Genomic DNA, 26433 nt, shown 5'->3' with positions numbered 1-26433 from the left:
GCCCCGAGAGGGGACGCGGATCGGCCGAGCGGCAAGGGAATCGTGGCAGACGAGGTGGCGGCGCGCTGGAGCGCGGACCGGGTGAGCGGGCTCGCCCCGGACCCGGCGTCGGCGAAAGCCGCGCGGGGGCTGGCGGTCCCGCAGAAGTGGTCCGGCGCCGGAATGTCCGGGCGGGCGTTGTGGGGTGCGTGCCGCGGCAGCGGGCGCACGCCGTACCGCACCGCGGTGGAGCCGGCCGGGCCGGCGTTCCGGTGCAGCTGCCCGAGCCGCAAGATCCCGTGCAAGCACGCGCTGGGGTTGCTGCTGCTGTGGTCGGCCGGGCGGCTGCCCGCGGCGGAGGAGCCGGAGTGGGTGCGCGACTGGATGTCCGAACGCGCCGCCCGCGCGGTCCGGGCGCCGCGTGCCGAAGGGCCGAAGGACCTCGAGGCGGCGGAGAAGCGGGCCCGGGAACGGCTCGCCCGCGTCACCGCCGGTGCCGCCGAGCTGCGGGACTGGCTCACCGACCGGGTGGCTGCCGGTCTGGTGGGGCTCGAACACACGCCTGAGGAGCTGTCCGCGGTCGCCGCCCGGATGATCGACGCGCAGGCGCCCGGCCTGGCCGGCGGCCTGCACCGGGCCGCCGCGCTGGTCGGCCGTGGCCGCGACTGGCCGGAGCGGCTGCTGGCCGAGCTGTCCCTGCTGTACCTGCTCGCCGACGCGGTGACCCGGCTGGACGAGCTGCCCGCCCCGCTGGCGGCGACTGTGCGGAGCCGGCTGGGCTTCCCGGTGAGCACCGCCCAGGTCCGGGAATCCGGCGAACGGGTGGCCGACCAGTGGCTGATCACCGGCGCGGCGGACGAGGAGCAGGACACGCTGCGCACCCGCCGCACGTGGCTGCGCGGCCGGCACACCGGCCGGGACGCGCTGGTGCTGTCGTTCGCCCCGCCGGGCCGTCCCCTGGACAACACCCTGCCGCCGGGCTACGAGACGACCGGAGAACTGGCCTTCCACCCGGGCGCGGTCCCGCTGCGGGCAGTGTTCACCCACCGCGAGAGCACCACCCCGGCCCCACCACCGCACGCGACCGACGCACCCCACGGAACGCCCGGCGAAGCGCCGCACACCAACGACGGACGACGGACCCGCCCCACCGCCGCGGTCGGCTTCGACGCGGACGCCCCCAGTGACGCCGCCCGCCTCAACGCGGACGACCTCACCGACGCCGCCGGTCTCAACGCAGACAGCCCACCCACCGGCCGCGACACCGACAACCCGCCGACCGACGCGGTCCACCTCGACGTCGACAACCTCACCGACGCCGCCGGTCTCAACGCCAACGACCCATCTGCCGAAGCGGGCGGCACGCCCCGGCCCGACGCGCGCGAAGACTCGGTCACCGAAGTGGACCGCCCGAGCGCTCCAGACAATCCTCCCGCCAGCGCGGCACACAGGTCCCCACTCGAAACACGCGGTGGCGCGTACGCCGGAGGCCGCGACCTTTCCAACAACACAGACGACGTGCCTTCCTCCGACGCACCGATTTCCGAGAACGACGACCCACCTGTCCCGGGAAGCACTCCGGAGGACGGAACCGCCCGCCCCTCACACCCCGACGTGGATCTCACCGACCGGTCCCACGACGCAGCTCCTCCGCAAACACCCGCCACCGCCTCGCACCACAGCACTTCCGCGGAACCACCTACCGCCTCCGCACCGCACGCCCCCACTCCCCCCGAACCACCCACTTCCGCCGCGCACCACGGCACTCCTCCGCAACCACCCACCACCTGCCCACCGGATCACCCCGCTTTCCCGGAACCACTCACCACCGCCCAGCACCACCCCACTCCCTCACAGCCGCCCACCGCCTCCGCACCGCACGACCCTGCTCCTCCCGAGCCACCCACCACCACCCCGCACGCCCCCACTTCCCCGCAACCGCCCACCGCCTCCGCAACGCACGACCCTGCTCCTCCCGAGCCACCCACCTCCACCCCGCATGTCCCCACTTCCTCACAACCGCCCACCGCCTCCGCACCGCACGACCCTGCTCCTCCCGAGCCACCCGCCATCACCCCGCACCACCCCACTCCCTCACAACCGCCCACCGCCTCCCCACCGCACGACCGGCCGCACCCCGCGACGCCACCGCTGCGGCCCGTCGCCGGCGCGTCGGCATCCTCCGTACCGCCTCGCCCGCATGCGGCCGGTCCCGAAGCGGCGCAGGCGTTGCCCGGAGTTTCCCCCGCCGTCGCAGGGAAAGCCGCGTCTGCGGGGGACGTTTCGCCGGACGGTGGGGCCGTGGCCGGCGTGCTTGCCGCCCACGCCGGTGCGCTTGCCGCCGATCCGTGGCTCGATCGGTGGCCCGTGGTGCTGTGCGGGGTGGTCCCGGCGAGGCATCCCGGCGGCTGGGCACTGTCCGATGTGGATGGACAGGCCCTTCCGCTGAGCCCGGCGGTGGACCCGTGGCCGTTGCTCGCCGTCGCGGCGGAGGGGCCGGTGACCGTCTCGGGTGAATGGACGGATGCCGGGCTGCGGCCGCTCACCTGCTGGTACCGCGGCGGGATGGTGCGGCTGTGACCGGCCCGAACCCACCCCGCGAGGGCACGCGATGACGACCTGGGACGAGGTGGTCGGCGCGGTGCTGCTCGGCACCCGGCGCCGCGGCGTCGACCTGACCGGACTGCCGGACGGCGTTCGGGCGCTCGCCGAGAGCCGTGGGACAGCGGCCGAGCAGGCGCTCGTCGCGGCCGCGGTGATCACGGGGTACCGCCGAGCCGGGCGGCGGGCCCTCGCCGACGTGCGCCCGGCCGAGCCGGCTGCTCCGGACGGGCGCCCCTTCCTGCCGTCCCGCGCGCGGGAACGCCTGGTGCGGCTGCTGTCCGCGAACCGTCCCGAGCTCCTGGAGGAATGGCTCCACGCGGTCGCCGCCCGGAAGCTGCGGGTCCCGGCCGAGCGGTTGCCCGCGCTCGCCGACGCGGCGCGGGTCCGGGTCTCGCTGCGGGCGCCGCTGGCCGAGGTCGCCGGGGCGGCCGGGGCCTGGCTCGGCCGGCACAACCCGGACTGGGCGTTCCTCATCGCGACCGGCGACGACACCACCGACGCCTGGCAGTTCGGCACGGCCGCGCAGCGTCAGGCCTGGCTCGCCCGGACTCTGCGCACCGAGCCGGACCGCGCGCGGGAGGCGTTGGCCGGTACCTGGCACACCGAGCCCGCCGATCTGCGCGCCACCTTCCTCACCATGCTCGGGGAACATCTCGCCGAACGGGACGAGCAGTTCCTCGAGACCGCGCGCGCCGACCGTGCGGCCGGGGTACGGGACATCGCGCTGCGGTTGTCCGGCCGGTTTCCCCGATCCGCCTTCGGCGAACGGATGGCCGCACGGCTGCGTGCCTGCGTCACGGTCCGCACCCGTGCGTTGCGGGCGGACATCCTCGAGTTCACCCCGCCCGCCCCGGACGACGCGCTGGCCCGCGACGGGATTCGCGTGCCGCCTGGGCCTGGGCAGGGCGCTGCGCGGCTGCGTGCGGTCATCGCCGCGACGCCACTGCGGTTCTGGGTTCCCTTCGGTACGCCGGGGGAACTCGCGGGGATGCTCGTTGCGGGTGTTCCGCTGAACGTGGTGCGCGAAAGCTGGGCCACCGCCGCGCTCCGCCAGCGCGACGAGAGCTGGGCGCAGGCACTCGTGGAAGCCGAACCGAGCGGCCGCGGCACCGCCGAGCTGGTCGGCGTGCTGTCCCCCGCGCGTCAGGCCGCCGCCGTCGCGAAACTCGCCCGCGGGCTGCCGATCGAGACACTCACCCGGCTGATCCTCGATCTGCCCCGGCCGTGGCCGGCGCCGCTCGGGCAGGTGCTGCTCGACTGGGTCGCCGAACAACCCGACCACCGGCTCGTGGCCCACGCGGCCGCGCTCGTCGCCCAAGCCGTGCCCCCGGAATGCCTCGGCCACCCGCTGGCCGACGTCCCGCCGCCGGGCGAGGCGGCGCCGTGGCGCCGCGCCGTCGCCGAAACCCTCACCTTCCGCCGCGAAATGCACGAGGAGCTCTCATGACGTCCGCAGTCCTCCAGCCGCACGCCGAACAGGAGTACGCCGCGGAATTGGCCGCGCTGGCCGCCTCCGACGACCGGGCGAAACCCCCGTCGTGGCGGCTTTCGCCGTGGGCCGTGGTCACCTACCTGCTCGGCGGCCGGCTCGACGACGGTACCGAGATCACCCCGAAGTACGTGGGGCCGCGGCGGTTGATCGAGGTCGCCGTCGCCACCCTGGCCACCGATCGCGCCCTGCTGCTGCTCGGCGTGCCCGGTACGGCGAAGACGTGGGTCTCCGAACACCTCGCGGCGGCAGTGAGCGGGGATTCGACGCTGCTGGCCCAAGGCACCGCGGGCACCACCGAGGAGCAGATCCGCTACGGCTGGAACTACGCGCGGCTGATCGCCGAGGGCCCGAGCGACCGGGCGCTGGTGGAAAGCCCGGTGCTGCGCGCGATGCGTGAGGGCAAGGTGGCCCGGCTCGAGGAGCTCACCCGCGTTCCGGCGGACGTGCAGGATTCGCTCATCACCATCCTGTCCGAGAAGACACTGCCGATTCCCGAGCTGGGCACGGAGGTCCAGGCCCGGCCCGGGTTCACGCTCGTGGCCACCGCCAACAACCGCGACAAGGGCGTGAACGAGCTGTCGAGCGCGCTGCGGCGGCGGTTCAACACCGTCGTGCTGCCGTTGCCGGACACCGCCGAGGCGGAGGTCGAGATCGTCCGCCGGCGGGTCGGGCAGCTGGGTGCCGCGCTGTCGCTGCCCGCCGACGCGGCCGATCTCGCGGAGATCCGCCGCGTGGTCACGGTGTTCCGCGAGCTGCGCTCCGGCCGCACCGAAGACGGGCGCTCCGCCGTCAAGACGCCGTCCGGCACGCTGTCCACCGCGGAGGCGATCAGCGTGCTCACCGGTGGTCTCGCCCTCGCCGCGCACTTCGGCGACGGCGTCCTGCGGGCACACGACGTCGCGGCCGGCATCCACGGCGCGGTGGTGAAGGATCCGGTGGCCGACCGCGCGATCTGGGCCGAGTACCTGGAAACCGTGGTCCGCGAACGCGAGGGCTGGGCCGACTTCTATCGCGCGGGCCAGGAGATCGCCGGATGAGCACGTACCTGCTCGGGATCCGGCACCACGGACCGGGCTCGGCGCGGGCGGTGGCCGCGCGGCTGGCGGAGCTGACGCCGGACGTGGTGCTGATCGAGGGACCGCCGGAGGCCGACCGGCTCGTCGACCTCGCGGCAGGCGAGGACCTGCAGCCGCCGGTGGCGTTGCTGGCGTACGCGGCCGACGACGTGTCGCGGGCGGCGTTCTGGCCGTTCGCGGTGTTCAGCCCGGAGTGGCAGGCGTTGCGCTACGCCACCCGCGCCGGGGTGCCGGTGCGGTTCTGCGATCTGCCCGTGGCACACCAGTTCGCCTCCGGTGAGGATCCGGCCGGACCGCACACCGATCCGCTCGCCGAACTCGCCGCGGCCGGCGGCTACGACGATCCGGAACGGTGGTGGGACGACTTCGTCGAATCGCGCCGCGGCGGCGAGACACCGTTCGAGGTCATCGAGGAGGCGATGACCGCGCTGCGCGAGACCGAACTCCCCGAGGATCCGCACGAGCGGCGCCGCGAAGCCGCCATGCGCCAGGTGCTGCGGAAAACGCGCAAGGAGGGCTTCGAGCGGATCGCGGTCGTGTGCGGGGCGTGGCACGTGCCCGCGCTGGCCGATCCGCTGCCGCCCGCCACCCGTGACCAGTCCGTCCTCAAAGGACTGCCGAAGCGCAAGGTCGTCTGCACCTGGGTGCCGTGGACGCACGGCAGGCTCGCCTCGGCCACCGGCTACGGCGCCGGCGTGCGCTCCCCCGGGTGGTACCACCACCTGTTCACCGCCGCCTCGGACGTGACCACGCGCTGGCTCACGGCGGTCGCCGGAGTGCTGCGGGAGGAGGACCTTCCGGTGTCGACCGCGCACGTGATCGAGGCGGTCCGGCTCGCCGAAGCGCTGGCCGCGCTGCGGGGGCGGGCCTCGGCCGGGCTCGCCGAGGTCGACGCGGCCACCCGCGCGGTGCTCTGCGCCGGCGACGACGTGCAGGCCGACCTGGTCACCCGCCGGCTGGTGGTCGGCGAGCTGCTGGGTGAGGTCCCGGAGTCGGTGCCGCAGGCACCGCTGGCCGCCGACCTCACCGCCACCGCCCGGCGGTTGCGGCTCAAGCGCGAGGCGGTGACCCGGGAGCTGAACCTCGACCTGCGCACCCCGGGCGGGCTCGACCGGTCGCGGCTGCTGCACCGCCTGCTGCTGCTCGATATTCCGTGGGGCGAGCCGGAAGTCTCCTCGATCCGTGGCAAGGGCACGTTCCGCGAGACCTGGACGCTGTGCTGGGAGCCCGGCTTCGAGGTCGATCTGGTCGCGGCGGCCGCGCACGGCACCACGGTGCCCACAGCCGCGGCTGCGGTGGTGCGCGAATCCGTGGCCTCGAGCCCGCCGCTGGCCGACATCACCACGGCGGTGGAGAACTGCCTGCTGGCCGACCTCGGCGACGCGTTGCCCGACGTGCTGACCGCGCTCGACACCCGCGCGGCAGCCGACGCCGACGTCGCGCACCTGATGGCTGCGTTGTCCCCGCTGGCGCGGGCCACCCGGTACGGCGACGTGCGCGGCACCGGAACCGGTCAGCTGCGCGAGGTCGCCGATCGTATTCTCGCGCGGGTGTGCACCGGGCTGGCCCCCGCCGTGCACGGCTTGGACGAGGAGGCCGCCGCACAGTTCTGCGAGCTGATCGAGCAGGTCCACGAAGCGGCGGACCTGCTCGGAGAGGCGGCCCGGGAACGCTGGCTCACCGCGTTGGCCCGGCTCGCCGCCGGTGGTTCGCTGCCGCCGCTGCTCGCCGGCCGGACCGCCCGGCTGCTGCACGACGCCGACCTGCTCGCCACCGCGGACGTCGAACTCCGGCTGGGCCGGGCGCTCACCGCCGGCGTCGCCCCCGCCGACGCGGCAGCGTACGTGGAGGGCTTCTTCGCCGGTGGTGGGCTGCTGCTGATCCACGACGAGCGGATGCTGCACGTCGTGGACACCTGGCTCGGCGCAATCCCACCCGACGTGTTCCCGGAGGTGCTTCCCTTGCTGCGACGGACTTTCGGGGCCTTCGCCGGACCGGAGAAGCGGGCGATCGGAGAACGTGCCGTCGCCCTGTCCTCGGCTGTCCCCGCGGTCGCGCGCGCCGAGGACTTCGGCGACGCCGGGCGCGGCGAGGCCGTGCTGCCGGTCTTCGCCGCCCTGCTGGGAGCCACCCGATGAACGACGAGAGCGCCCGCCGCTGGCGCCTCGTCCTCGGCGGGGAGGAGGACGGCACCGGCCGCGGGCTGTCCGAAGAGGACAGCGGGATAGACGGTGTGCTGGCCGCGCTCTACGACGAACGCAGCGCGAGCACCCGGGGTGGTGATCGGCGCGGCGGCGGACTGGGCGCGTCGGCGCCGCGGGTCGCACGGTGGCTGGGCGACATCCGGCAGTACTTCCCCGGTTCCGTGGTGCAGGTGCTGCAACGCGACGCGGTGGACCGGCTCGGGCTGACCCGGATGCTGCTGGAACCGGAGCTGCTCGCCGCGGTGGAACCGGACGTGCACTTGGTGGGCACGCTGCTGTCGCTGAACGGAGTACTGCCGGAGGAGACGAAGGAGACCGCCCGCACGGTCGTGCGCAAGGTCGTCGCGGAGCTGGAGGAGCGGCTCGCCGAACGCACGCGTTCGGCGGTGCGCGGGGCACTCGACCGCGCGGCCAGGGGCCGGCGGCCGCGGGGCGGGGACATCGACTGGGACCGCACGGTACGGGCAAACCTGCGGCACTACTCCCCCAGCCTCGGCACGATCGTGCCGGAGCGGCTGATCGGCTTCGGCCGCCGCGCGAACAGCGTGCGGCGGGACGTGGTGCTGGCCGTGGACCAGTCCGGGTCGATGGCGGAATCCGTGGTGTACTCCGGGGTGTTCGGCGCGGCGCTCGCCTCGATGCGGGCGCTGAGCACGAAATTCGTCGCGTTCGACACCGCGGTCGCGGACCTCACCGACCACCTCGACGATCCGGTCGACCTGCTCTTCGGCACCCAGCTCGGCGGCGGCACGAACATCGCCCGCGCGCTGGCCTACTGCCAGGGCCTCGTCGAACGGCCCGAGCGGACGCTGCTGGTGCTGATCAGCGACCTGTACGAGGGCGGGGTGCGCGAGGACCTGCTGCGCCGGGTCGCCGAGCTGACCGGCGCCGGAGTACAGGTGGTGACCTTGCTGGCGCTGTCGGATTCGGGCACCCCGTTCTACGACCACGACAACGCCGCGGCGCTGGGAGAACTGGGGGTCCCGGCGTTCGCCTGCACGCCCGACCGGTTCCCGGACCTGCTGGCCGCGGCGTTGCGCCACGAGGACCTGAGCCGCTGGGCGACCGGGGACTAACCACGGACCCGCCGGTGTTGAGACCGATGCGGCCGACCACGCCGCACCCCGACCCAGGAGAGGACGGCAGTCATGAAGGTTCGCACCTCGGTCCGTTCGCTGGCCCGCCGGCCCGGCGCCCAGGTGATCCGCCGGCACGGCAAGGTCCTGGTGATCAACCGGGAGCACCCGCGCGGCAAAGCCCGCCAAGGCTGAACCCCCCGCCACCCGGCGCGGCAAAGCCCGCCAGGGCTGAACCCCCCGCCGCCCGGCGCGGCAAAGCCCGCCAAGGCTGAAATTGCCGCCCGGGTGGCAAAACTGACGAGGCCTGAATCCCACCACCGGCACGACAAAGCCGGCCGGGCCTGTTACCCGGGTGGCAGGCCCGACAAGGCTGACCACCACCAGCACGACGAATCCGCCGGTGCCGAGCACGACCCGCGCGGCGGGAATCGCGCGGCTGGCCGCGGCTGGTGCGACCAAGCCCGCGAGATCTGGTGATGGCGGGCTGCTGCCGGCAGCTCGCCGGCCGGGCGAATCCCGTCCGCGTGCGGCTCAGCCCCTCGCCGGCTGGGGCGGTGAGGTCGGCCGGCGTGAGGTCTGTCAAGCCCCTTTGCCGCGCGGTCTCGATACCGGAACCGCAGCCGAGGCGGCTGAACCTCAGCCAGCGCCACAAGCCGGCCACCACAAGCCCAGCCAACGCCGGAACCCCACCCGAGGCAGCTGGGGCCCCGCCGGGCCGGGTCGGGAACCACCGGTCCGGCGGGGAGATCACGGGTCACCGCAACGGGATCACCTGGGTGGCGCCGAACGTGCCTGCCAGTGCGACTTTCACGGTGCGGCGGCGCACCGTCACCGTGACGTGGTTCTGGCGCTGGGTCGGGTCGGACACGGCGAGCTGCCAGCCCGAATCGCTCCGGCCGAGCGCGAGAGAGACGGGTCCCGAGACAGTGACCTCGTCCACGTTACCCGCACCGTAGAAGTTCGCCAGCAAGGTGTTGTCCCACAGGCGCACCGCTTGCGCTGTCGTGGTGTTGGCCCGGATCCGCCAGGAGAGCGTCGAAGCGGCAGTCCCCGGACGCGAGGCCGTCGGCAGCACCGCGTAAGCGTATTTCGCGTCCACGGGGTTCGTGCCGTGCTCGATCAGCAGCTTCTGGTACCGCCGGGTGTAGGGATCGGTCGTGCCCTTCGTGTTCGCGCCGGTGTCGATGTCCCGCCACGCGCCGGTGCGGTCTTCGCGCAGCGCGGTCACCGAGACCTCGTCCAGTAGGACATACCCGGCCACGTCCTCGAGATGCAGCCACCGCGGATTCCGCAGTGTGCTCGACGTCGCCGGGACGAGCCGTCCGTCGGCCAGCAGCACACGCCGCCCGTTCTCGCCGAGGTTGCGGTTTTCCATCGTCGTGCGCACCGGCTGCCCGGACGTGCCGGTGATTCCGGCACCGAGGCACACGATGCCCGAAGGCGTGAAGAACCACGACTTCTTCGCCGAAACCGTGCCGTCCTCGGAGACGAAATCCATCGCGTACGCGCCGTGGCGGGCGTCCCAGCGCACGCCGCCGACGTGGTCCTTCGTCGACAGCGGCGTGGAGCCCAGCGGACCGGGTGGGCCGGCTTTCGCCGTCGTGCCCGGCAGCAGCAGCGGGTCGACAGTGGGCCAGTACGCGTCGGAGTAGTGGCCTTTCGCGTTCGGCAGGAACAGGTACAGCACGCCGTCGCCGACGTTCCAGCCGTGCTGGTTCATCCCGTTGATCGCCTCGTAGCGGGAGATCCGCGTGGATCCCGCACCGAGCGACGCGGACCAGCCCCCGGTCACGTGCACCATGCGGTCCTGCTGGCCGAACACCCGGTGGGCGGCCACGATCGGCGCCGGCCGGATCTGCCCGGCGAGCATGTCCTGGGCGAATTCGATACCCGGCGTGCCCACGAGGTCCGGTCCGGGGGCGAACCGCTCCGGGTCGGGAATTTCCAGGAACGGCGCGTGACTGCCTTCCGCGATCCACTCGGCGGCGAGGCCGGACAGCTCCGCGCGGGCCTCCCCGGTCGCGGAACGCGCGAGCACGAGCGTGGCGACGGTCAGCTGATGCCCGATGTCGTGGCCGGTTTCGCCCTGCCGCGACAGCATCCGGCCACGCACCGGCTCCATCAACGCACCGGCGTGGACGAACGGTGCGAAGGCGTCGCCGACGAGTGCGTACACCTTGTTCTTCAGCTCCGCCGGCGGCGCGTACTCGGTGCCCTCGGTCACGTGGATCGTGCCGGAAAGCGCGGTCAGCAGCACGATTCCGTAGTGCCCGGCGTACGGGATGGTCTCGTGCTGGAGGAAGGACCCGTCGACGTGGAAGCCGTCGCCAGCGGCCCGGTCGAGCCTGGCGAGCACGCTCGCCGCACCGCCGCCCGCGACGTCGGTGAGGGCGTCGACCCCGGTCCGGATCCACGCCGTGTCGCCGGTCAGCGCGCCGGAGACGATCGAGATCAGCGCTTTGTCCGCTCGGTTGGCGCCGGTTTCGACGACCTCCGGATCGTTCGCACGCCGGTTCGGGTCGCCGGCGAAGCGCTTGACCGGGCTGACATAGCGGGCCAGCTCGTCCGCGGTCAGCCGGTCCGCCACGCTCACCAGGATCTGCAGAAGGTAGTACGGGACGCCGATCTCGTAGGTGTACCAGTTCCCGAGCTCCTCGATATCCGGGTGGTACTGACTGGCGTACAGCAGCTGCAGCGCTTTCCCGATCCGGGCCGGCACCTCCGGGTCAGCGCTGAGCGTGCTGCCGGGAGTGCCCCAGTCCACCGCGATCGCCCGCAACCGCGCGTACATCGAGGTGGTGTAGTCACTACCCGGACCGAGCGGCAGGTCACTCCATAAAGGACCTTCGCCGGACACGGACATGGTGTCATGGTACGACTTCGCCACCCGGCCGAGGTTCTTCAGCGCGGCAGTGCGCTCGGGCGAGGGCCGGTTGATCCCGGTCTGCAACTCCCGGTACCCGGCGACGATGGCAGCGAAGGGATCGGCCGCGGTGCGCCCCGCCGCGCAGGCGGGCCGCACCGCGGCGGTCAACGCGGCCGTGGCCGCTACGACGGCGCCGCCACGCAGCGCGGTTCTCCGGTTCACGGGCATGACAACGCCTCCCAGGAGCAAGAAGTGCGGCTTGCGGATCCGTGGCGGCGGTCTGCTGTTGTGGGTGGTGCGAAAGGGTCAGCGCACCCCGTCGGTGCGGCGGGGCAGCTGCCAGGGATTGGCCTCACGCAGCGGCTCGGGCAGCAGTGCGTCGGGGAAACCCTGCCACGCCACCGGGCGCAGGAACCGCTCGATGGCCGCGGTGCCGACCGACGTCGTGGTCGGCGCGGTGGTGGCGGGGTACGGGCCGCCGTGCTGCTGTGCCCAGCTCACCGTGACACCGGTCGGCCAGTCGTTCCAGAGCAGCCGCCCGGCCAGCCTGGTCAGCGACGGCAGCAGCGCACGCACGTACTCTGCCTCGTCCTCCTCGCCCTGCACGGTCGCGGTGAGCCCGGGGTCGAGCGTGTCCAGCACCTCGATCAGCTCGGCCTGATCGGTGTAGGTGACGATCAGCGAAGCCGGGCCGAAGTGTTCCTCGCGCATCGCCTCACCGCCGGCCAGGAACTGCTTGGCCGTGGTGCTCATCAGGCTCGGCGTGCAGCCGAGCTCCCGCCGGTCGCCGTCCGCCACCACCGAAACGCCCGGCGCTTCCCGTAGTGCGCTCAGCTTGTCCGAGAACCCGGTGGCGATCCGCTCGTTCAGCATGTCCTGCCGCGCGACACCGCCGACGGCCTCGCGAAGGATGTCCTCCAGCCCATGCCCTTCCGGCAGGAACAGCAGGCCCGGTTTGGTGCAGAACTGGCCGGCTCCGAGGCTGAAGGATCCGGTGTAGGCCCTGGCGACCGCTTCGCCTCGCGCGGCGACCGCACCCGGCGTGACCACCACCGGGTTCACGCTGCCCAGCTCGCCGTAGAACGGGATCGGCGTCGGCCGAGCCATCGCGATGTCGAACAGCGCCCGCCCGCCGGGAACGGAACCGGTGAACGAGGCAGCCGCGATCCGCGGGTCCTTCAACGCGCTCACGCCCTCCTCGACCCCGTGGATCACGGCGAACGCGCCGTCGGGAGCCCCGGCGGCGGCCAGCGCGCCGGCCACGATCTCCCCCGTGCGGGAGGAGAGCTTTTCGTGCCCCGGGTGGGCCTTCAGCACCACCGGGCATCCGGCGGCGAGCGCGGCCGCGGTGTCACCACCTGCCACGCTGAAGGCGAACGGGAAGTTGCTCGCGGCGAACACCAGCGCCGGCCCGATCGGCACGAGCGCCCGGCGGATGTCCGGGCGCGCGCCCATCGGCCAGTCCGGATCGGCGTGGTCGACCGTGGCGCCGAGGTACGCGCCGTCGCCCAGCACCTCGCCGAACAATCGCAGCTGGAAGGTGGTGCGGGCCAGCTCGCCCTTCAGCCGGGGCGTGGCGGGCAAGTGGGTTTCGGCGTGCGCGAGCGCGACCAGCTCGTCGGCTTCGGCGTCGAGGGCGTCGGCCACGGCGGTGAGCCAGCCGGCCCGTTCGGCGGGCGTGCTCGCGGCGAACGGGCGCGCGGCGGCGGCCGCCGAGGTGAGCACCCGTTCCAGGTCCGCTGCGGAGGTTTCCAGGCTCATGATCTCCTCGTTCGGTTCACGACGGTTGCTGGGCGGCGGCGACCGCGGAAAGCAGGTCCGGCCAGCGCGCGGGACCGGCCAGGCCCAGATGGTAGAGGTGCAGTTCGGTGGCGCCCGCCTTGCCGAGCTCGCGCACGTACGCCTCGATGTCCGGCACCGGGCTCGCCGCGACGGCGGTGACGTAGCTGCCCACCGCGACGTCCGCGGGCAACGTCTTCCGGGCCGCGGCCACCGTCCGGACGCTTCCCGGGCCCGGCGCCCAGTTTTGCAGGACCACAGCTGCCGTGTCACCGGCAGCGGCCGGGGTGAGCCCGGGCAGCGCACCGGTGGCCCACGGATCCAGCGCACCGTGCAGGACGACTCGCGTACCGGGCTCCAGCTTCTCGAGCACCGCCGCGCGCAGCGTGTCCGTGGCCTGCTGCCGCCCGGCGAGCAGCAGCTCCTTCAGCGATCCCGGGAGCCGGTCCTCGGTCACCGCGATATCGGCCGTGGCCAGCAGCCGGTGCACCTCCGCGCGCAGCTTTTCGCGCACCGCTTGGGGATTCTTGCCGTTCCAGCTTTCGGCACACGCGTCGCAGCAGCAGATCGAAAGCACCCGCGCGACCGCCGGCGCCCACACGCCGTCGGTCTTCTCGTGCTGGTGCTGGTGCACCACGCCGAGCGGACCACAGGCTTCCAGGATCACCGACGACAGCTCGAGTCCCGCGACGGCTTCGGCGACCAGCGTCGCGGCGTACTCCCGCACCGCGGGCTGCGCAGGACACAGCGCCCACGGGTAGGTCTCCCCGAAGCAGTTCTGCACCGCGTAACCCGGAAACGCCGTCCCCAGCTGGGAATTGTGCGTCACCACGAGCCACGCGGCGGCCGGCATCCCCGCGGCGTTCAGCAGACGTACGGCGTCGCCGCCGCTGTCCGGCTGCGCCACCCAGTCCGGAACCGCGGGCACCAGCTCGCGCCCTTCCCACGCCTCTTCGCGCACCGGCCGATAGAACGCCGCGGTGCGCGCGACCACCGACGTGCGCTCAGCCGACCACGGCGTGGCCGCACGGGTGCTGTGATAGCTCAGAGCGACCGCCACCTCGTCGACATCGAGGTCACGCGCGCGTTCGACGAAACCCGGGTCGCCGAGCACGTCCCACGGGTAGGCGTATCCGGTCACCTTCACCGAGTCACCACCTCGCGGTGTTCGGCTCGAATCCCGGCCGGTACCGGCGCATGTAGGTCACGTCGTCCCGTTTGGTCAGTCCACATCGGACGTAGTCCTCGTGCGCGCGGGCGAGCGAGTCCTGGTCCAGCTCGATGCCTAGGCCCGGCTTGTCCGGCACCGGCACGGCACCGCCGGTGAACTCCAGTGCGCCCGGCGTGATCACGTCTGCGGTCTTCCACGGCCAATGCGTATCACAGGCGTAGGTCAGATGCGGCGTCGCGGCGGCCACGTGCACCATCGCGGCGAGGCTGATGCCCAGGTGGCTGTTGGAGTGCATGGACAGCCCGATGCCGAAGCTCTCGCAGGTCACCGACAGTGCCTGCGTGTCCCGCATCCCGCCCCAGAAGTGGTGGTCGGACAGCAGCACGCCGATCGCCCGCGCGCGGAAGGCCGGCTCGATGTCCCCGAAGTTCACCACGCACATGTTGGTGGCCAGCGGCATGCTCGCCCGCTCCGCCACGCGTGCCATGCCCTCGATCCCCGGCGTCGGGTCCTCCAGGTACTCCAGCACGCCTTCGAGTTCCCCGGCCACGCGCGCGCTCGTCTCCGGCGTCCACGCGGCGTTCGGGTCGATCCGCAACGGATGGCCCGGGAACGCCTCGGCGAGGGCACGGATGCCCGCGATCTCCTGCTCCGGCTCGAACACACCACCCTTGAGCTTGATCGAGCGGAACCCGTACTCCCCCACCATCCGCGCCGCCTCGCCGACGAGCGCCTCCGGGGTGACGACCTCGCCCCAGCTGTCCTCGTCCGCGCCGAGGTGCGCGCCGTACTTGTAGAACAGGTAGGCGGAGAACTCGACCGCGTCACGCGCCTTGCCGCCGAGCAGATCCACCACCGGACGGCCGAGCGCGTGCCCCTGCGCGTCCAGGCAGGCCACTTCGAACAGCGAGTACACGCTCGCGATCGTCTTGCGGATGGAGAATCCGCCGATCAGCCCGTGCTCGTCGGTCAGCACGGCGCCGGCCAGCGTGCGCGCGACGACGCGCTTGAGCCCCGGCAGGTCGAAGACGTCGTGCCCGGCCAGCTCCGACACGACCTTGCGCACCTCGCCGAGGAACGCCTCGTCGCCGTAGGACTCGCCCAGCCCGACCACGCCGTCTTCGCAGACCAGCTGCACCACGCTGCGCAACGCGTACGGCTCGTGCACACCCATCACGTTCAGCAGCGGCGGGTCCGCGAACGCGACCGGGGTGAGCACCACGTCCCGGATCTTCATCAACGGGCCTCGATCCGCTTCAGCACTGCGAAGCCGTCTTCGACGATCGTCCCCAGCCGGTCGATCTGCTCGGCAGTCGGCTCTACCAACGGCGGCCGTACCGTGCCGACCTTGTCGCCGCGCAACCGGGCGGCCGCCTTCACCAGCGACACCGCGAAGCCGGGTGTTTCGTCGCGCAACGCCACCAGCGGGACGTAGAACCCGGCGAGCAGCGCGTCCATCGCGGCCTCGTCGCCTTCACCGAGGGCACGGTGGAAACGGTGCGCGATCTCGGGCGCGAAGCAGTGCACAGCCGAGGAATAGCGCGCCACGCCGATCGCCGCGTACGCCTTCGCGGACACTTCAGCGGTCGGCAACCCGTTGAAGAACAGGAACTCCTCCGAACGCCTCGTGCCCAGCGCGCGGATGGTGGTGACGATGCGGGTCATCGTGTCGACGTCGCCGTAGCCGTCCTTGATCCCGGCGACGGACGGGATGTCCAGCAGCTTTGCCGCCGTCGGAGCGCTGAACACACCGGTGCCGCGGTGGTAGACCACCACCGGCACGGTGCTGTCGCCGACCGCGAAGCGCACGTACTCGGCGAGCCCGGCCTGCGGGCCCTTGACCAGATACGGCGGCAGCAGGAGCACTCCGTCCGCACCGCCGGCCTGCGCCGCGGCCACGCCCGCGCGCGCGTTCGCGGCGCCACCGCCGGCCCCGACCCACACCGGGACGCGGCCCGCGGCCACCTCACGCGCCTTCGCCAGCGCAGCGGCGACCTCGTCGGCCGAAAGCGAGCTGAACTCACCGGTGCCGCACGCGACGAACAGCGCGCCGGCACCGGCGGCGATGTGGCCTTCCACGTTCTCCGCGAACCCGTCGAGGTCGACCTCGAGGTCGTCGGCGAACGGCGTCAGCGGGAACGCCAGCAGGCCGTCCAGCGCGATCTCGGTCTGTGCCATCAGTTTCTGCTCCAATGTTCACATTCTTGAATGGAGTCTGTTATCGTGACCATATTCATCCACAAGAACGCAGTTCGGGACGCTAATATGGCCGGACTCACAAGTCAACGCCCCCGGTCGGAGGACGCACATGGCGCAGAAACTCGCCGCCGCAGGCACCCCTGGCACGCCGGAGCACGCCGCGGGTGGCGAGCCGGGCGCGTCGGGCGTGAAGTCCGCCCGGCGCACCATCGACCTGCTCGAGACCTTCGCCGCGAACGACGTGTGGCTCTCCCTGTCGGACCTGCACGCCCGCACCGGGTTCCCACGGTCCAGTCTGCACGGACTGCTGCGCACCCTGCTGGATGCGGGCTGGCTGGAAGCGGACGCGAACTCGGCGCGGTACCGGCTCGGCGTGCGGGCGCTGATCTGCGGGACCGCCTACCTGGACCGCGACGCGATCGTGCCGTTCGCCACCGAGGCGCTGGAGCGCATCCGCGAGAAAACCGGGTTCACCGCGCACTTCGCCCGCCGCAACGGCACCGAGGTCGTGTACCTGGAAACCCGCGAATCACAGCACTCCACCCATCTGGTCTCCCGGGTCGGGCGCACGCTGCCGGCGCACGCCACCGCGCTGGGCAAGGCGCTGCTGGCCGAGCTGACGCACGAGGAGATCGAAGACCTCGTGCCGGCCGAGCTCTCGCCGCTCACTTCGCACACCATCACCTCCCGCGAGGCACTGCACGCCGACCTCGCACGCACGCGTGACCGCGGATACGCGGCCGAGTTCGAAGAAGGCACCCCGGGCGTGCGCTGCGTCGCCGCGGTGATCCCGTACCGCATTCCCGGCACCGACGCGATGAGCTGCTCGATGCCGGTCGGCCAGGTGAGCGATGCCGACGCCGAACGCGTGGGCACGCTGCTGGCCGAAACCACCGCCGAACTCGGCCAGCAGCTGCGCCGGGCCGGCATCCGCTGACCCCCCTTCCCCGCCTCGTGCGTGGCGACGCCGGTTCCGACCGGCCTCGCCACGCACGAGTCCAGCTCTGTTCGCGAGAGGACTCCCCCATGCCAGACCAGCGTGTGCTGATCACCGGAGCGGCCGGCGTCGTCGGCACCCTGATGCGGCCGCGGCTGCGCAAACCCGGCCGGGTGCTGCGCCTGTTGGACCTCGCCGGGCAGCCCGCGGCTGAGCCCGGCGAAGCGGTCGAAATCCTGACCGGCTCGGTCACCGACGCCGCGACGATGGCCGCGGCGTGCGAGGGCGCGGACGCGCTGATCCACCTCGGCGGGCACAGCCGGGAGAACTCGTGGGAAGCCACCCTCGACGTGAACATCAATGGCACGCACACCGTGCTCGAGGCAGCCCGCGAGGCCGGGATCAAGCGGGTGATCCTCGCCTCGAGCAACCACGCGGTCGGGTTCCGCCGCATCGCCGACGCCGGCGAGAGCGGGCTGCCCGCCGATTCGAGCCCGCGGCCCGACACCTACTACGGCGTCAGCAAAGCCGCCATCGAGGCCCTGGGCAGCCTGTACGCCTCGCGTTTCGGCATGGACGTGATCGTGGTGCGGATCGGCTCGTGCTTCGAGACCCCGCTGCCGCTCGGTCCGCGTGGACTGGTCACCTGGCTGTCCCCGGACGACGGTGCGCGACTGTTCGAGGCGTGCCTCAGCGCGCCCTCCCCCGGTTACCGGCTGATCTGGGGCGTCTCGGACAACACGCGGCGGATCTACTCCCTCGCCGAAGCCGAAGCGCTGGGCTACACCTCACACGACGACGCCGAGGTCTTCGCCGAGCAGCTGGCCGGACAGCCCGGACCGTCCGGGATCGCCGCGGAATGCGTCGGCGGACCGTTCTGCACCGCGCCGCTGGGGGCGTTCAACCCGCTGTGACGCACCCGCGCTGAGACACCGCGGCCACCGGCAGCGCGGTCATCGGCACCGCGGCGCGACTGCCTGATCGACCCACCGCATGTCTTCGGCAGTCTGGAGTGGACTGTCGCAGAGGGACAGTCCACTCCGGACTTGCTCACAGCGTCGGGCGCCGTTGCCCACCGCGGCCGGCGACCTCGCCCCAGTCCTGTTCCAGCGCGTCCCGCAGCGCCGGCATCCGCTGTGGCCCGATGCGTTCGGCCAATCCGGCTTTCGGTTCGCGCCGCAGCTCGCGTGCCTGCCGTCGCCGGACGATGCCTTCCGGGGGCGGCACGACGAGTTTCGACCGGCCGAGGTCGGCCATCGGCATTCCGCCGGGGTCGAGCTGGCTCAGCAGGGTCGCGTGCGCGGGACTCACCCAGCCCGGCTCGCCGCGCCGGCCGGTCGTCACGGCGCCGCGAAACCAGTCATGCGCCCGCCACAGCAGGGTGGCGCGAGCGTTCTCCTACGACGAGCTTTCGACCGACGGACCCCCGCTGCCCCACCTTCCGGCGAAACCGGAAGTGGCCGCCGACTGGCGACGGAGGCTGGCCGACTTCACCGAACTCTCGGCCACTACCTGGACGAGCCGCGGTACGCCCCGTTCCGGGAGACCCTGCAGGAACTCGGGGTCCCGCTCTACCTGCACCCGAACCCGTGCCGTCGGACGAATGGCAGATGCTGCGCGGATATCCGGGACTGGACCACGCGACCTGGGGCGGAAACCAGCGCACCGGCGGGCACGCCCTGCGGCTGATCTTCGGCGGCGTCTTCGACTGGTTCCCCGGCGCCCGGCTCATCCTGGGGCACATGGGTGAGTTCCTGCCCGCGCAGCTGTACCGCATCGACGCCCGCTACCGCGACCTGGCCCCCGAGCTGCAGCCTCCGCTGGAGCGGCTGCCCTCGCAGTACTTCGGGCGGAACGTCACGATCACCACGTCGGGGGTGTTCTCGCACGCGGCACTGCTCGACGCGATCGCCGAGATCGGTGCCGGCAACGTGCTGTTCTCCCTCGACTATCCGTTCGAGGCGGGGACTCGCGATTGGTCACAGCCGCGGCAGCGGGAACTTCCCGAGCCAGCGGTCGAAGAACTCCGCCAGCGAACGCCCCGCCTGCTTCTCCGCCAGCGCGACGAAATCCTCGGTACGCACCACTGCGTGCCGGTACTGCGCCGCCCACGCTTTCACCACCGCGAAGAACGCCGCGTCCCCGATTTCACCGCGCAACGCGTGCAGGGTGAGCGCACCGCGCTTGTACACGCGTTCGTCGAACATGCGTGCCGCGCCGGGATCGCCGATCGCCACGTCGGCCGGTTCGGCACGGACGTGGTCGTACCAGCCGCGGGCTTGCGACGCCGTGGACTCTCCGCCGGATTCCTCCGACCACAGCCATTCGGTGTAGGTCGCGAACCCCTCGTTGAGCCAGATGTGCCGCCAGTCGGCCACGGTCAGGCTGTTGCCGAACCACTGGTGGGCCAGCTCGTGGACCACCAGTCGCTCGTGCGTGCGGTGACCGTCCACGTGGTTGGCCCCGAAGATCGACATCCCCTGCGCTTCGATCGGATCGTCCAGTTCGTCGTCGGTCACCACGACCACGTACTCGCCGAACGGATAAGGCCCGAACCATCCTTGCAGCGCGGCCATCATCCGGCCCTGCCGCCCGAAATCGCGGATGAACTGCCGCCGCAGCCGGGGCGGCACGGCGGCCCGCTGCACGACCCCGCTCCCCGGCGAGGACAGTTCGCCGGCCAGCTCGATTTCGTCGTACCGGCCGATCTGCACGCTCATCAGGTACGCCGCGGTCGGCTCCGCCCGCTCGTAGACCCATCTCGTGGTACTCGCCGCCTGATGGCGCGACATCAGGTTTCCCGTCACCACCACCAGGTACGGCGACGAGGCGGCCACCGCGACCCGGTAGGACGCCTTGTCGGCGGGGTGGTCGTTGCACGGGAACCAGGAGGGGGCGCCGACCGGCTGGCTCGCCACCAGCGCGCCGTCGGTCAGCTCGTCCCAGCCGATGTCGCCCCAGCGGCTTCGCACCGGCTTCGGGTTTCCGGAGTAGCGGACCTCCACCCGGAACACCGCACCGGCCGGGATCGGGCGCGCGGGACGGACCTGCAGCTTCAGGCCACGCCGCAGGTACTTGGCGGCCCGGCCCTCGACCAGCACCCGGCCCACCCGGAACTCGCCGAAGTCCAGCGAGAACCGCGACAGCGCCTGAGTGGCCTCGCAGGTGAGCACCGCGGTGGCGGCGAGCCGGTTGGGGCCGATGCGGTAGTCGAGGTCCAGATCGTAGTGCCGGACCCGGTACCCGCCGTTGCCGTGGTCCGGGAGGTACGTGTCGCCGGAGGTTTCCGCACCGGGCGCCGGTGCGGCTGCCTTCGTACTCACCCGAGAAGAACCCCGCTTCCGCCTGCTGTGCTCGTCATCAGCATCGCGCGCCCGCGCCGGGACCGCAACGCTCGCCGTGGACTGTGGCCTGCTACCCGCGCCAGACCGAGATCGGGTTGCCCAGCCAGCGGGTGTCCGCCGGCACCGCGTCGCCCCGGGTCACCAGCGAACCCGGGCCCACCGTGGTGCGCGCGCCGATACTCGCGCCGGGCAGCACGATGCCGTGCTGGCCCAGCGTCGCGCCCTCGGCCACCTCGACCCGGGACATGGTCATGATCCGATCGTGGAACAGATGGGTCTGGACCACGCAGCCGCGGTTGACCGTCGCGCCGTCGCCGAGGGAGACCAGGTCGGACTCCGGCAGCCAGTACGTCTCGAGCCACACGCCCCGGCCGATTCGCGCGCCCATCGTGCGCAGCCAGGCGTTCAGCAGCGGCGTGCCGCCGAGCGAGCCGACCAGCCACGGCACGGCGAACGTCTCCACGAACGTGTCGGCCAGTTCGTTGCGCCACACGAAGGAACTCCACAGCGGATGGTCGACCTCGCGGAACTTCCCGACCAGCAGCCACTTCGCCGCGGTCGCGGTGAGCGCGGCGACGATCCCCGCCGCCAGCAGCACCGGACCGGCCAGCAGCGCGGCCACCAGGAACCCGGCCTCGGCGGCCAGCGCCAGCAGCGTCACCGCGACGCCGACGGTCAGCGCGACCCCGCACATCACCGGCACGATCCGGCACAGCTCCACCAGCGCCCGCGCGGCCTTGAGGTGCAGCGGCGGCGTGTAGGTGCGGCTGGTGTCCGCGTCACCGACCGCCCTGCGCACCGGCAGCGGCGGCATCCCGAGGTAGGACGAGCCCTTCTTCGCCTTGGCCGGCGTGGACGAGAGCACCCCGACCAGTCCGCGTTTGGGCACCGAACGGCCCGGCGCGGTCATCCCGGAATTGCCGAGGAAGGCCTGTTTGCCGATCCGCGCGGGCGCCACGTGCAGCCAGCCGTGGCCCAGTTCGTAGGTGGCCACCATGGTGTCGTCGGCGAGGAACGCACCACTGTCCACTTTGGTCATCTTGGGCAGTGCGAGGACGGTGGACGCCTCGACGCCCCGGCCCACCTTCGCCCCGAGCAGCCGCAGCCACACCGGGGTGAACAGGCTGGCGTACAGCGGGAACAGACCTTCCCGTGCCATGCCCATGAGCCGTTCGGTGGCCCAGACCTGCCACGCGACCCGGCCGTGCACCGGGTGGTAGCCCTCGACCAGGCCGGCCGCGAGCGACCGGACTCCGATCAGCACGAGCAGCGCGTACGCGAGGAAGTAAGCGAGGGTCGCGAGCGGCACCGCGGCGAGCGCGCGAAGCCCGGCGTCGGCGAGCGTCGGCGCGCCGGCGATCGCGGAGCCCAGCACCGCGACTCCGGCCAGCGCGGCGATTCCGGGCAGCAGCCCGAGCGTCAGCGACGTCGCGCCGTAGACCGCGGCCCAGAACCGCGAACGCGGCGGACGGCTCGCCGGCCATTTCAGCGCGTCCTTGACGTCCTTGCCCACGCGGACCGCGGGCGAACCGGCCCAGCGCTGCCCGGCCGGGACCGCACCACGCACGGTCGAACCCGCGGCGATCTCCGCGCCTTTGCCGACCCGCGCGCCGGGAAAGAGTGTGCTGCGTGCGCCGACTCGTGCCTCGGCACCGATCCGGACCTTGCCGATGTGCACCAGGTCGCCGTCGACCCAGTGCCCGGACAGGTCGGCTTCCGGTTCCACCGCGGCCCCGCGGCCGAGCTTGAGGAACCCGGTGACCGGCGGCGGCGAGTGAAGGTCCACGTCCCTGCCGATGCGCGCACCGAGTGCCTTCGCGTACGTGGTCATCCACGACGCGCCGGCCACACTGTCCGCACCGCTGAACCCCGCCAGCTTCTCCGCGGTCCACAGTCGCAAGTGGACACTGCCACCCCGCGGGTAGCTGCCCGGGCGCACGCCGGACAGCAGTATCCGGGCACCGCCCGCGGCGATCGCGATCCGGCCGGCCGGACTGAACAGCACCAGCCAGGCGAGCACCAGCCACGCCCAGTTCAGCGTGGGCGCCCAGGAAAACCCGAGCAGCGCCAGCACGTTCGAACCCGCCCCGGCGAGCGTCGCCCAGCGCAGCCCGACCAGCCCCATCAGCGGGACCATCAGCAGGCTCTGCAGTACGCCCGCGCGCCGCGGGACCGGCGCGATGTCGCGGCGTTCGGTCTCCCGGACCGACAGCGCGTCGAGTTTCGCGGCCAGGTCACCGAGCTTCGGGTGCTGGTAGATGTCGCTGACCGACACGTCGGGGTGCCGGGTCCGGATGCGGGCGATCAGCTGCGCCGCGGTGAGGCTGCCGCCGCCGTGAGTGAAGAAGTCGGCGCGCGCGGTGCTCACCGAGACGCCGAGGATCTCGCCCCAGCCCTCGGCCAGCCACGCCTCGGTGGGGGACAGGCCGGCCGCACTCGCGTCCACAGTGGACAGTGGCCAGGGCAGCGCGGCCCGGTCCACCTTGCCCGAGGTCCGGGTCGGCAGGCCGGCGACCACGGCCAGCAGCGGTACGAGCGCGGCGGGCAGCTGCGCGCGCAGCCGGGTGGCCGCGTCGTCGAGGTCCAGCGACCGGCCGTCCTCGGGTACGAGATAGCCGACCAGCACCTGGTTGCCCGCCTTGGTACGACGGATCGCGGCCGCGCCACCGAGCACGCCGGGCAGCGCCTGGAGCGCCGCGTCGACCTCACCGAGCTCGATGCGGCGGCCACCGAGCTTGACCTGCTCGTCGAGCCGGCCGAGGAACAGCAGGCCCTCGGTCTCCGCGCGGACCATGTCCCCGCTGCGGTACGCGCGCTCCCAGCCGAGTGCCGGCAGCGGTGCGAACTTCTGCGCGTCCTTCTCCTCGTCGAGGTAGCGGGCGAGCCCGGCCCCGCCGATGACCAGCTCGCCGGTCTCGCCCATGGCGACCAGCTCACCGTCGTCGTTCACCACCGCCAGCTGCCAGCCCGCCAGCGGAAGGCCGATACGCACCGGACCTTCGCCGGTCAACTGCGCGGCGCAGGCGACCACAGTGGCCTCGGTCGGGCCGTAGGTGTTCCAGACCTCGCGGCCCTCGACGGCGACGCGTTCGGCCAGCTCCGGCGGGCACGCTTCGCCGCCGAAGATGAGCAGCCGCACGTCTTCCAGCGCGTCCGCGGGCCACAGCGCGGCGAGCGTCGGCACCGTCGACACCACGGTGATGCGCTGCGCGACCAGCCACGGGCCGAGGTCCACCCCCGTGCGCACCAGCGCACGTGGCGCGGGCGCCAAGCAGGCGCCGTGCCGCCAGGCCAGCCACATTTCCTCGCAGGAGGCGTCGAAGGCCACGCTCAGTCCGGCCAGCACCCGGTCGCCCGGCCCGATCGGCTCGTCGGTGAGGAACAGCTGCGCCTCGGCGTCCACGAACGCGGCCGCTGAACCATGCGTGACGGCGACGCCCTTGGGTTTTCCGGTGGAGCCGGAGGTGAAGATGATCCACGCGTCGTCGGCCGGGCCGGGGCGCCCGGTGCGGCCGCCCGGCGTGCCGTGCGCGGTGATGGTGCCGTCGGTGACGACCGCGGCGACGCCCGCCTCGCCGAAGACCAGCTCGGCACGCTCGTCCGGGTCGTCGGCGTCGACCGGCACGTAGGCCGCGCCGACCGACAACGTGGCCAGGATCGCCACGTACAGCTCGGCTGTGCCGGAGGAGATCCGGACGCCGACGCGGTCGCCGAGGCCCACCCCGTGCTCGCGGAGCCGGCGCGCGTAGTCCTCGATCTCCTCCAGGAGCCGCCGGTAGCTCAGCGTGCTGACGCCGTCGTCGAGCGCCGGGGCGTTCGGGTGCCGTTCGGCCGTGGTCGTGAGCACGTCGAGCAGCGTGCGACGGACAACGGCGGACTCGGTGCGGAACAGCGCCGGTGCGAGCGCGGCTTCGACCGCGCGGGCCAGCTCGGTGCTGCCGGAATCAGCGGTCAGCGTCACCGGAGGCCGCCGGCGGGCCGGGCGGCTCCGGGTTTCCGGACGGGGGCGGGCAGGGTCGTACGCTGGGCGCGCAAGCCCATCACTCACCTTTCGCGAGCCTCAATCGGGCTGGCTCTCCGATTGAGGCGCCCGGTGCGAGACGTCCACATTACGCACCCGGGCCCGCCCCATCACGCGAGGGTAACGACCGCGTGGCGGACGTCACCTCTCCCTCGGCGGCGGACGGTCAGCGGCGGCGGGCCGCTTTACCGCCCGCCTTGGGCTTGGGCTTCTTTTCCCGCACCCGCACGTTCACCCGGACGGGACTGCCCGGAAAGCCGAACTGCTCACGGAACTTCCGCTCGATGAAGCGCCGGTAGCCGGCCTCGAGGAACCCGGTGGTGAACAGCACGAGCGTGGGCGGCCGGATGCCGGCCTGCGTCGCGAACAGCACCTTCGGCTGTTTGCCGCCGCGCACCGGCGGCGGGGTGGCCGCGACGAGGTCGGACAGCCACCCGTTGAGCTGGCCGGTGGGCACCCGCTGGTCCCACGACTTCAGCGCGGTGCGCAGGGCGGGCGCGAGCTTGCGCACCGAACGGCCGGTGAGTGCGGAGATGTTCACCTTCTCCGCCCACGGCACGCGCACCAGTCCGCGGTCCAGCTCGCGCACCATGGCGTGCCGGCGGTCCTCGTCGACCAGGTCCCACTTGTTGAACGCCAGCACGCACGCACGGCCCGCCTCGACCACCATCGTGAGCACGCGCAGGTCCTGTTCGGACAGCGGTTCGGCGGCGTCCAGCAGCACGATCGCGACCTCGGCCGCGTCGATCGCGGTCTTCGTGCGCAGCGAGGCGTAGTACTCCGCGCCGTTGGCCGAGTTGACCCGTTTGCGCAGCCCGGCGGTGTCCACGAACCGCCAGGGCTCGCCGTCCAGCTCGACCAGCGAGTCCACCGGGTCGACGGTGGTGCCGGCGACCGAGTCGACCACCGCGCGCTGCTCGCCGGACAGCTTGTTGAGCAGGCTCGACTTGCCCACGTTCGGCTTGCCGACCAGCGCCACCCGGCGCGGTCCGGCGCTGACCGTCCCGATCTCGCGCGGCGCGGTCGGCAGCGCGGCGACGACCGCGTCGAGTAGATCGCCCGAGCTGCGGCCGTGCAACGCGCTGACCGGATGCGGCTCACCGAGGCCGAGCGACCACAGCGACGCGGTGTCGGCGAGCAGCCGGTCGTCGTCCACCTTGTTCGCCGCCAGCAGTACCGGCTTCTTCGAGCGCCGCAGCACCCGCGCGACGGTCTCCTCGGTGGTGGTCGCGCCGACCGTGGCGTCGACGACCAGCAGCACCGCGTCCGCGGTCTGCATGGCCATCTCGGCCTGCGCGGCCACCGCCGCCTGCAGGCCGGTCGCGTCCGGTTCCCAGCCGCCGGTGTCGACCAGCGTGAACCGGCGGCCGCTCCAGTAGGCGTCATAGGCGACGCGGTCGCGGGTCACCCCCGGCACGTCCTGCACCACGGCCTCGCGGCGGCCGAGGATCCGGTTCACGAGCGTGGACTTGCCCACGTTCGGCCGGCCCACCACGGCCAGCACCGGCTGGGCGAGGTCCGCCTCGCCGGCCGCGGCCTCGGCCTCGATCCGCGCGTCGAGCGCGGCGAACTCGGACTCGTCGGACCAGGTCCCGTCGATCTCACCCAGCCCCGCGACCGCGTCCGCGGAGGCGGCATCAAACCCCGCCGACGCACTCTTTCCCGCGGAGGCGGCATCAAAC

General features: G+C 72.7%; 17 protein-coding genes and 1 pseudogene. 9 read left to right on the top strand and 9 right to left on the bottom strand.

The window, feature by feature from the left end; translation table 11 throughout:
* The first annotated feature begins 42 nt into the window (after positions 1-42).
* The 6 genes from BJY18_RS36600 to rpmJ all read left to right on the top strand — a co-directional run bounded on the left by BJY18_RS36600 (position 43) and on the right by rpmJ (position 8626).
* Complete coding sequence (locus BJY18_RS36600) at positions 43-2559, top strand: SWIM zinc finger family protein (RefSeq protein ID WP_312873710.1); 2517 nt, start codon at positions 43-45, stop codon at positions 2557-2559.
* Positions 2560-2590: 31 nt separating this feature from the next.
* Complete coding sequence (locus tag BJY18_RS02655; protein ID WP_184777371.1) at positions 2591-4030, top strand: DUF5691 domain-containing protein; 1440 nt, start codon at positions 2591-2593, stop codon at positions 4028-4030.
* The gene (locus BJY18_RS02650) at positions 4027-5112 is read left to right on the top strand and encodes an ATP-binding protein (RefSeq protein ID WP_184777370.1); all 1086 of its coding nucleotides are present in this window, start codon (positions 4027-4029) and stop codon (positions 5110-5112) included. Before BJY18_RS02655 ends, BJY18_RS02650 begins: the two co-directional genes overlap by 4 nt.
* Entirely contained in the window at positions 5109-7289 is a 2181-nt protein-coding gene (locus tag BJY18_RS02645) for a DUF5682 family protein (protein WP_184777369.1), read from the top strand. Before BJY18_RS02650 ends, BJY18_RS02645 begins: the two co-directional genes overlap by 4 nt.
* On the top strand, positions 7286-8431 hold the full coding sequence (locus tag BJY18_RS02640; RefSeq protein ID WP_184777368.1) for a VWA domain-containing protein: 1146 nt from the start codon (positions 7286-7288) through the stop codon (positions 8429-8431). Before BJY18_RS02645 ends, BJY18_RS02640 begins: the two co-directional genes overlap by 4 nt.
* Before the next feature lie 72 nt (positions 8432-8503).
* Positions 8504-8626: a 50S ribosomal protein L36 gene (gene rpmJ, locus BJY18_RS02635; protein ID WP_184777366.1), complete on the top strand. Its 123-nt coding sequence runs from the start codon at positions 8504-8506 to the stop codon at positions 8624-8626.
* Between the two features lie 562 nt (positions 8627-9188).
* Here the strand turns inward: rpmJ and BJY18_RS02630 are convergent.
* The 5 genes from BJY18_RS02630 to BJY18_RS02610 all read right to left on the bottom strand — a co-directional run bounded on the left by BJY18_RS02630 (position 9189) and on the right by BJY18_RS02610 (position 16428).
* Positions 9189-11528, bottom strand: a complete 2340-nt coding sequence (locus tag BJY18_RS02630; RefSeq protein WP_184777364.1) for a polysaccharide lyase 8 family protein — start codon at positions 11526-11528, stop codon at positions 9189-9191.
* A gap of 78 nt (positions 11529-11606) precedes the next feature.
* Positions 11607-13061, bottom strand: coding sequence for an aldehyde dehydrogenase (NADP(+)) (locus BJY18_RS02625; protein WP_184777363.1), 1455 nt, complete (start codon positions 13059-13061; stop codon positions 11607-11609).
* 16 nt (positions 13062-13077) lie between these two features.
* Positions 13078-14226 (bottom strand): hypothetical protein, encoded by a 1149-nt coding sequence (locus tag BJY18_RS02620; protein WP_184777361.1) that lies wholly within the window; start codon positions 14224-14226, stop codon positions 13078-13080.
* A 4-nt stretch (positions 14227-14230) separates the two neighbouring features.
* Positions 14231-15487 (bottom strand): glucarate dehydratase family protein, encoded by a 1257-nt coding sequence (locus BJY18_RS02615; protein WP_184777359.1) that lies wholly within the window; start codon positions 15485-15487, stop codon positions 14231-14233.
* Positions 15487-16428, bottom strand: coding sequence for a 5-dehydro-4-deoxyglucarate dehydratase (locus BJY18_RS02610; RefSeq protein WP_184777357.1), 942 nt, complete (start codon positions 16426-16428; stop codon positions 15487-15489). The genes BJY18_RS02615 and BJY18_RS02610 overlap by 1 nt, the downstream gene beginning before the upstream one ends.
* Before the next feature lie 130 nt (positions 16429-16558).
* Here BJY18_RS02610 and BJY18_RS02605 point away from each other — a divergent pair, with 130 nt between their 5' ends.
* Together BJY18_RS02605 and BJY18_RS02600 are read left to right on the top strand one after the other, a co-directional pair.
* Complete coding sequence (locus BJY18_RS02605) at positions 16559-17386, top strand: IclR family transcriptional regulator (RefSeq protein ID WP_221457519.1); 828 nt, start codon at positions 16559-16561, stop codon at positions 17384-17386.
* Between the two features lie 89 nt (positions 17387-17475).
* Complete coding sequence (locus BJY18_RS02600) at positions 17476-18300, top strand: NAD-dependent epimerase/dehydratase family protein (RefSeq protein WP_184777355.1); 825 nt, start codon at positions 17476-17478, stop codon at positions 18298-18300.
* A 136-nt stretch (positions 18301-18436) separates the two neighbouring features.
* Here the strand turns inward: BJY18_RS02600 and BJY18_RS02595 are convergent, their stop codons facing one another.
* A complete protein-coding gene (locus BJY18_RS02595) occupies positions 18437-18730 on the bottom strand; it encodes a hypothetical protein (RefSeq protein ID WP_184777354.1) in 294 nt (97 codons plus the stop codon).
* Positions 18731-18996: 266 nt separating this feature from the next.
* Between BJY18_RS02595 and BJY18_RS37940 the strand changes: the two are divergent.
* Positions 18997-19341, top strand: a pseudogene (locus BJY18_RS37940) (amidohydrolase family protein); the annotation flags it as partial.
* A 24-nt stretch (positions 19342-19365) separates the two neighbouring features.
* On the opposite strand, the gene BJY18_RS02585 reads toward BJY18_RS37940, so the two are convergent.
* The 3 genes from BJY18_RS02585 to der form a co-directional block, all read right to left on the bottom strand.
* Positions 19366-20709, bottom strand: a complete 1344-nt coding sequence (locus BJY18_RS02585; RefSeq protein WP_184777352.1) for a M1 family metallopeptidase — start codon at positions 20707-20709, stop codon at positions 19366-19368.
* 91 nt (positions 20710-20800) lie between these two features.
* Positions 20801-24691, bottom strand: a complete 3891-nt coding sequence (locus BJY18_RS02580; protein ID WP_184777350.1) for a Pls/PosA family non-ribosomal peptide synthetase — start codon at positions 24689-24691, stop codon at positions 20801-20803.
* 226 nt (positions 24692-24917) lie between these two features.
* Positions 24918-26360, bottom strand: coding sequence for a ribosome biogenesis GTPase Der (der, locus tag BJY18_RS02575; protein WP_184784372.1), 1443 nt, complete (start codon positions 26358-26360; stop codon positions 24918-24920).
* Between the last annotated feature and the right edge of the window lie 73 nt (positions 26361-26433).

It is taken from the genome of Amycolatopsis jiangsuensis (assembly GCF_014204865.1).
Lineage (GTDB): Bacteria > Actinomycetota > Actinomycetes > Mycobacteriales > Pseudonocardiaceae > Amycolatopsis > Amycolatopsis jiangsuensis.
This window is presented reverse-complemented; position numbering and strand designations above follow the sequence as displayed.

What these genes read in the sequence shown, in the direction of transcription:
- BJY18_RS02655 (WP_184777371.1), top strand. Translation starts at nt 2,591, where the DNA reads ATGACGACCTGGGACGAGGTGGTCGGCGCGGTGCTGCTCGGCACCCGG.
- BJY18_RS02650 (WP_184777370.1), top strand. Translation starts at nt 4,027, where the DNA reads ATGACGTCCGCAGTCCTCCAGCCGCACGCCGAACAGGAGTACGCCGCG.
- BJY18_RS02645 (WP_184777369.1), top strand. Translation starts at nt 5,109, where the DNA reads ATGAGCACGTACCTGCTCGGGATCCGGCACCACGGACCGGGCTCGGCG.
- BJY18_RS02640 (WP_184777368.1), top strand. Translation starts at nt 7,286, where the DNA reads ATGAACGACGAGAGCGCCCGCCGCTGGCGCCTCGTCCTCGGCGGGGAG.
- rpmJ (WP_184777366.1), top strand. Translation starts at nt 8,504, where the DNA reads ATGAAGGTTCGCACCTCGGTCCGTTCGCTGGCCCGCCGGCCCGGCGCC.
- BJY18_RS02630 (WP_184777364.1), bottom strand. Translation starts at nt 11,528, where the DNA reads ATGCCCGTGAACCGGAGAACCGCGCTGCGTGGCGGCGCCGTCGTAGCG.
- BJY18_RS02625 (WP_184777363.1), bottom strand. Translation starts at nt 13,061, where the DNA reads ATGAGCCTGGAAACCTCCGCAGCGGACCTGGAACGGGTGCTCACCTCG.
- BJY18_RS02615 (WP_184777359.1), bottom strand. Translation starts at nt 15,487, where the DNA reads ATGAAGATCCGGGACGTGGTGCTCACCCCGGTCGCGTTCGCGGACCCG.
- BJY18_RS02610 (WP_184777357.1), bottom strand. Translation starts at nt 16,428, where the DNA reads ATGGCACAGACCGAGATCGCGCTGGACGGCCTGCTGGCGTTCCCGCTG.
- BJY18_RS02605 (WP_221457519.1), top strand. Translation starts at nt 16,559, where the DNA reads ATGGCGCAGAAACTCGCCGCCGCAGGCACCCCTGGCACGCCGGAGCAC.
- BJY18_RS02600 (WP_184777355.1), top strand. Translation starts at nt 17,476, where the DNA reads ATGCCAGACCAGCGTGTGCTGATCACCGGAGCGGCCGGCGTCGTCGGC.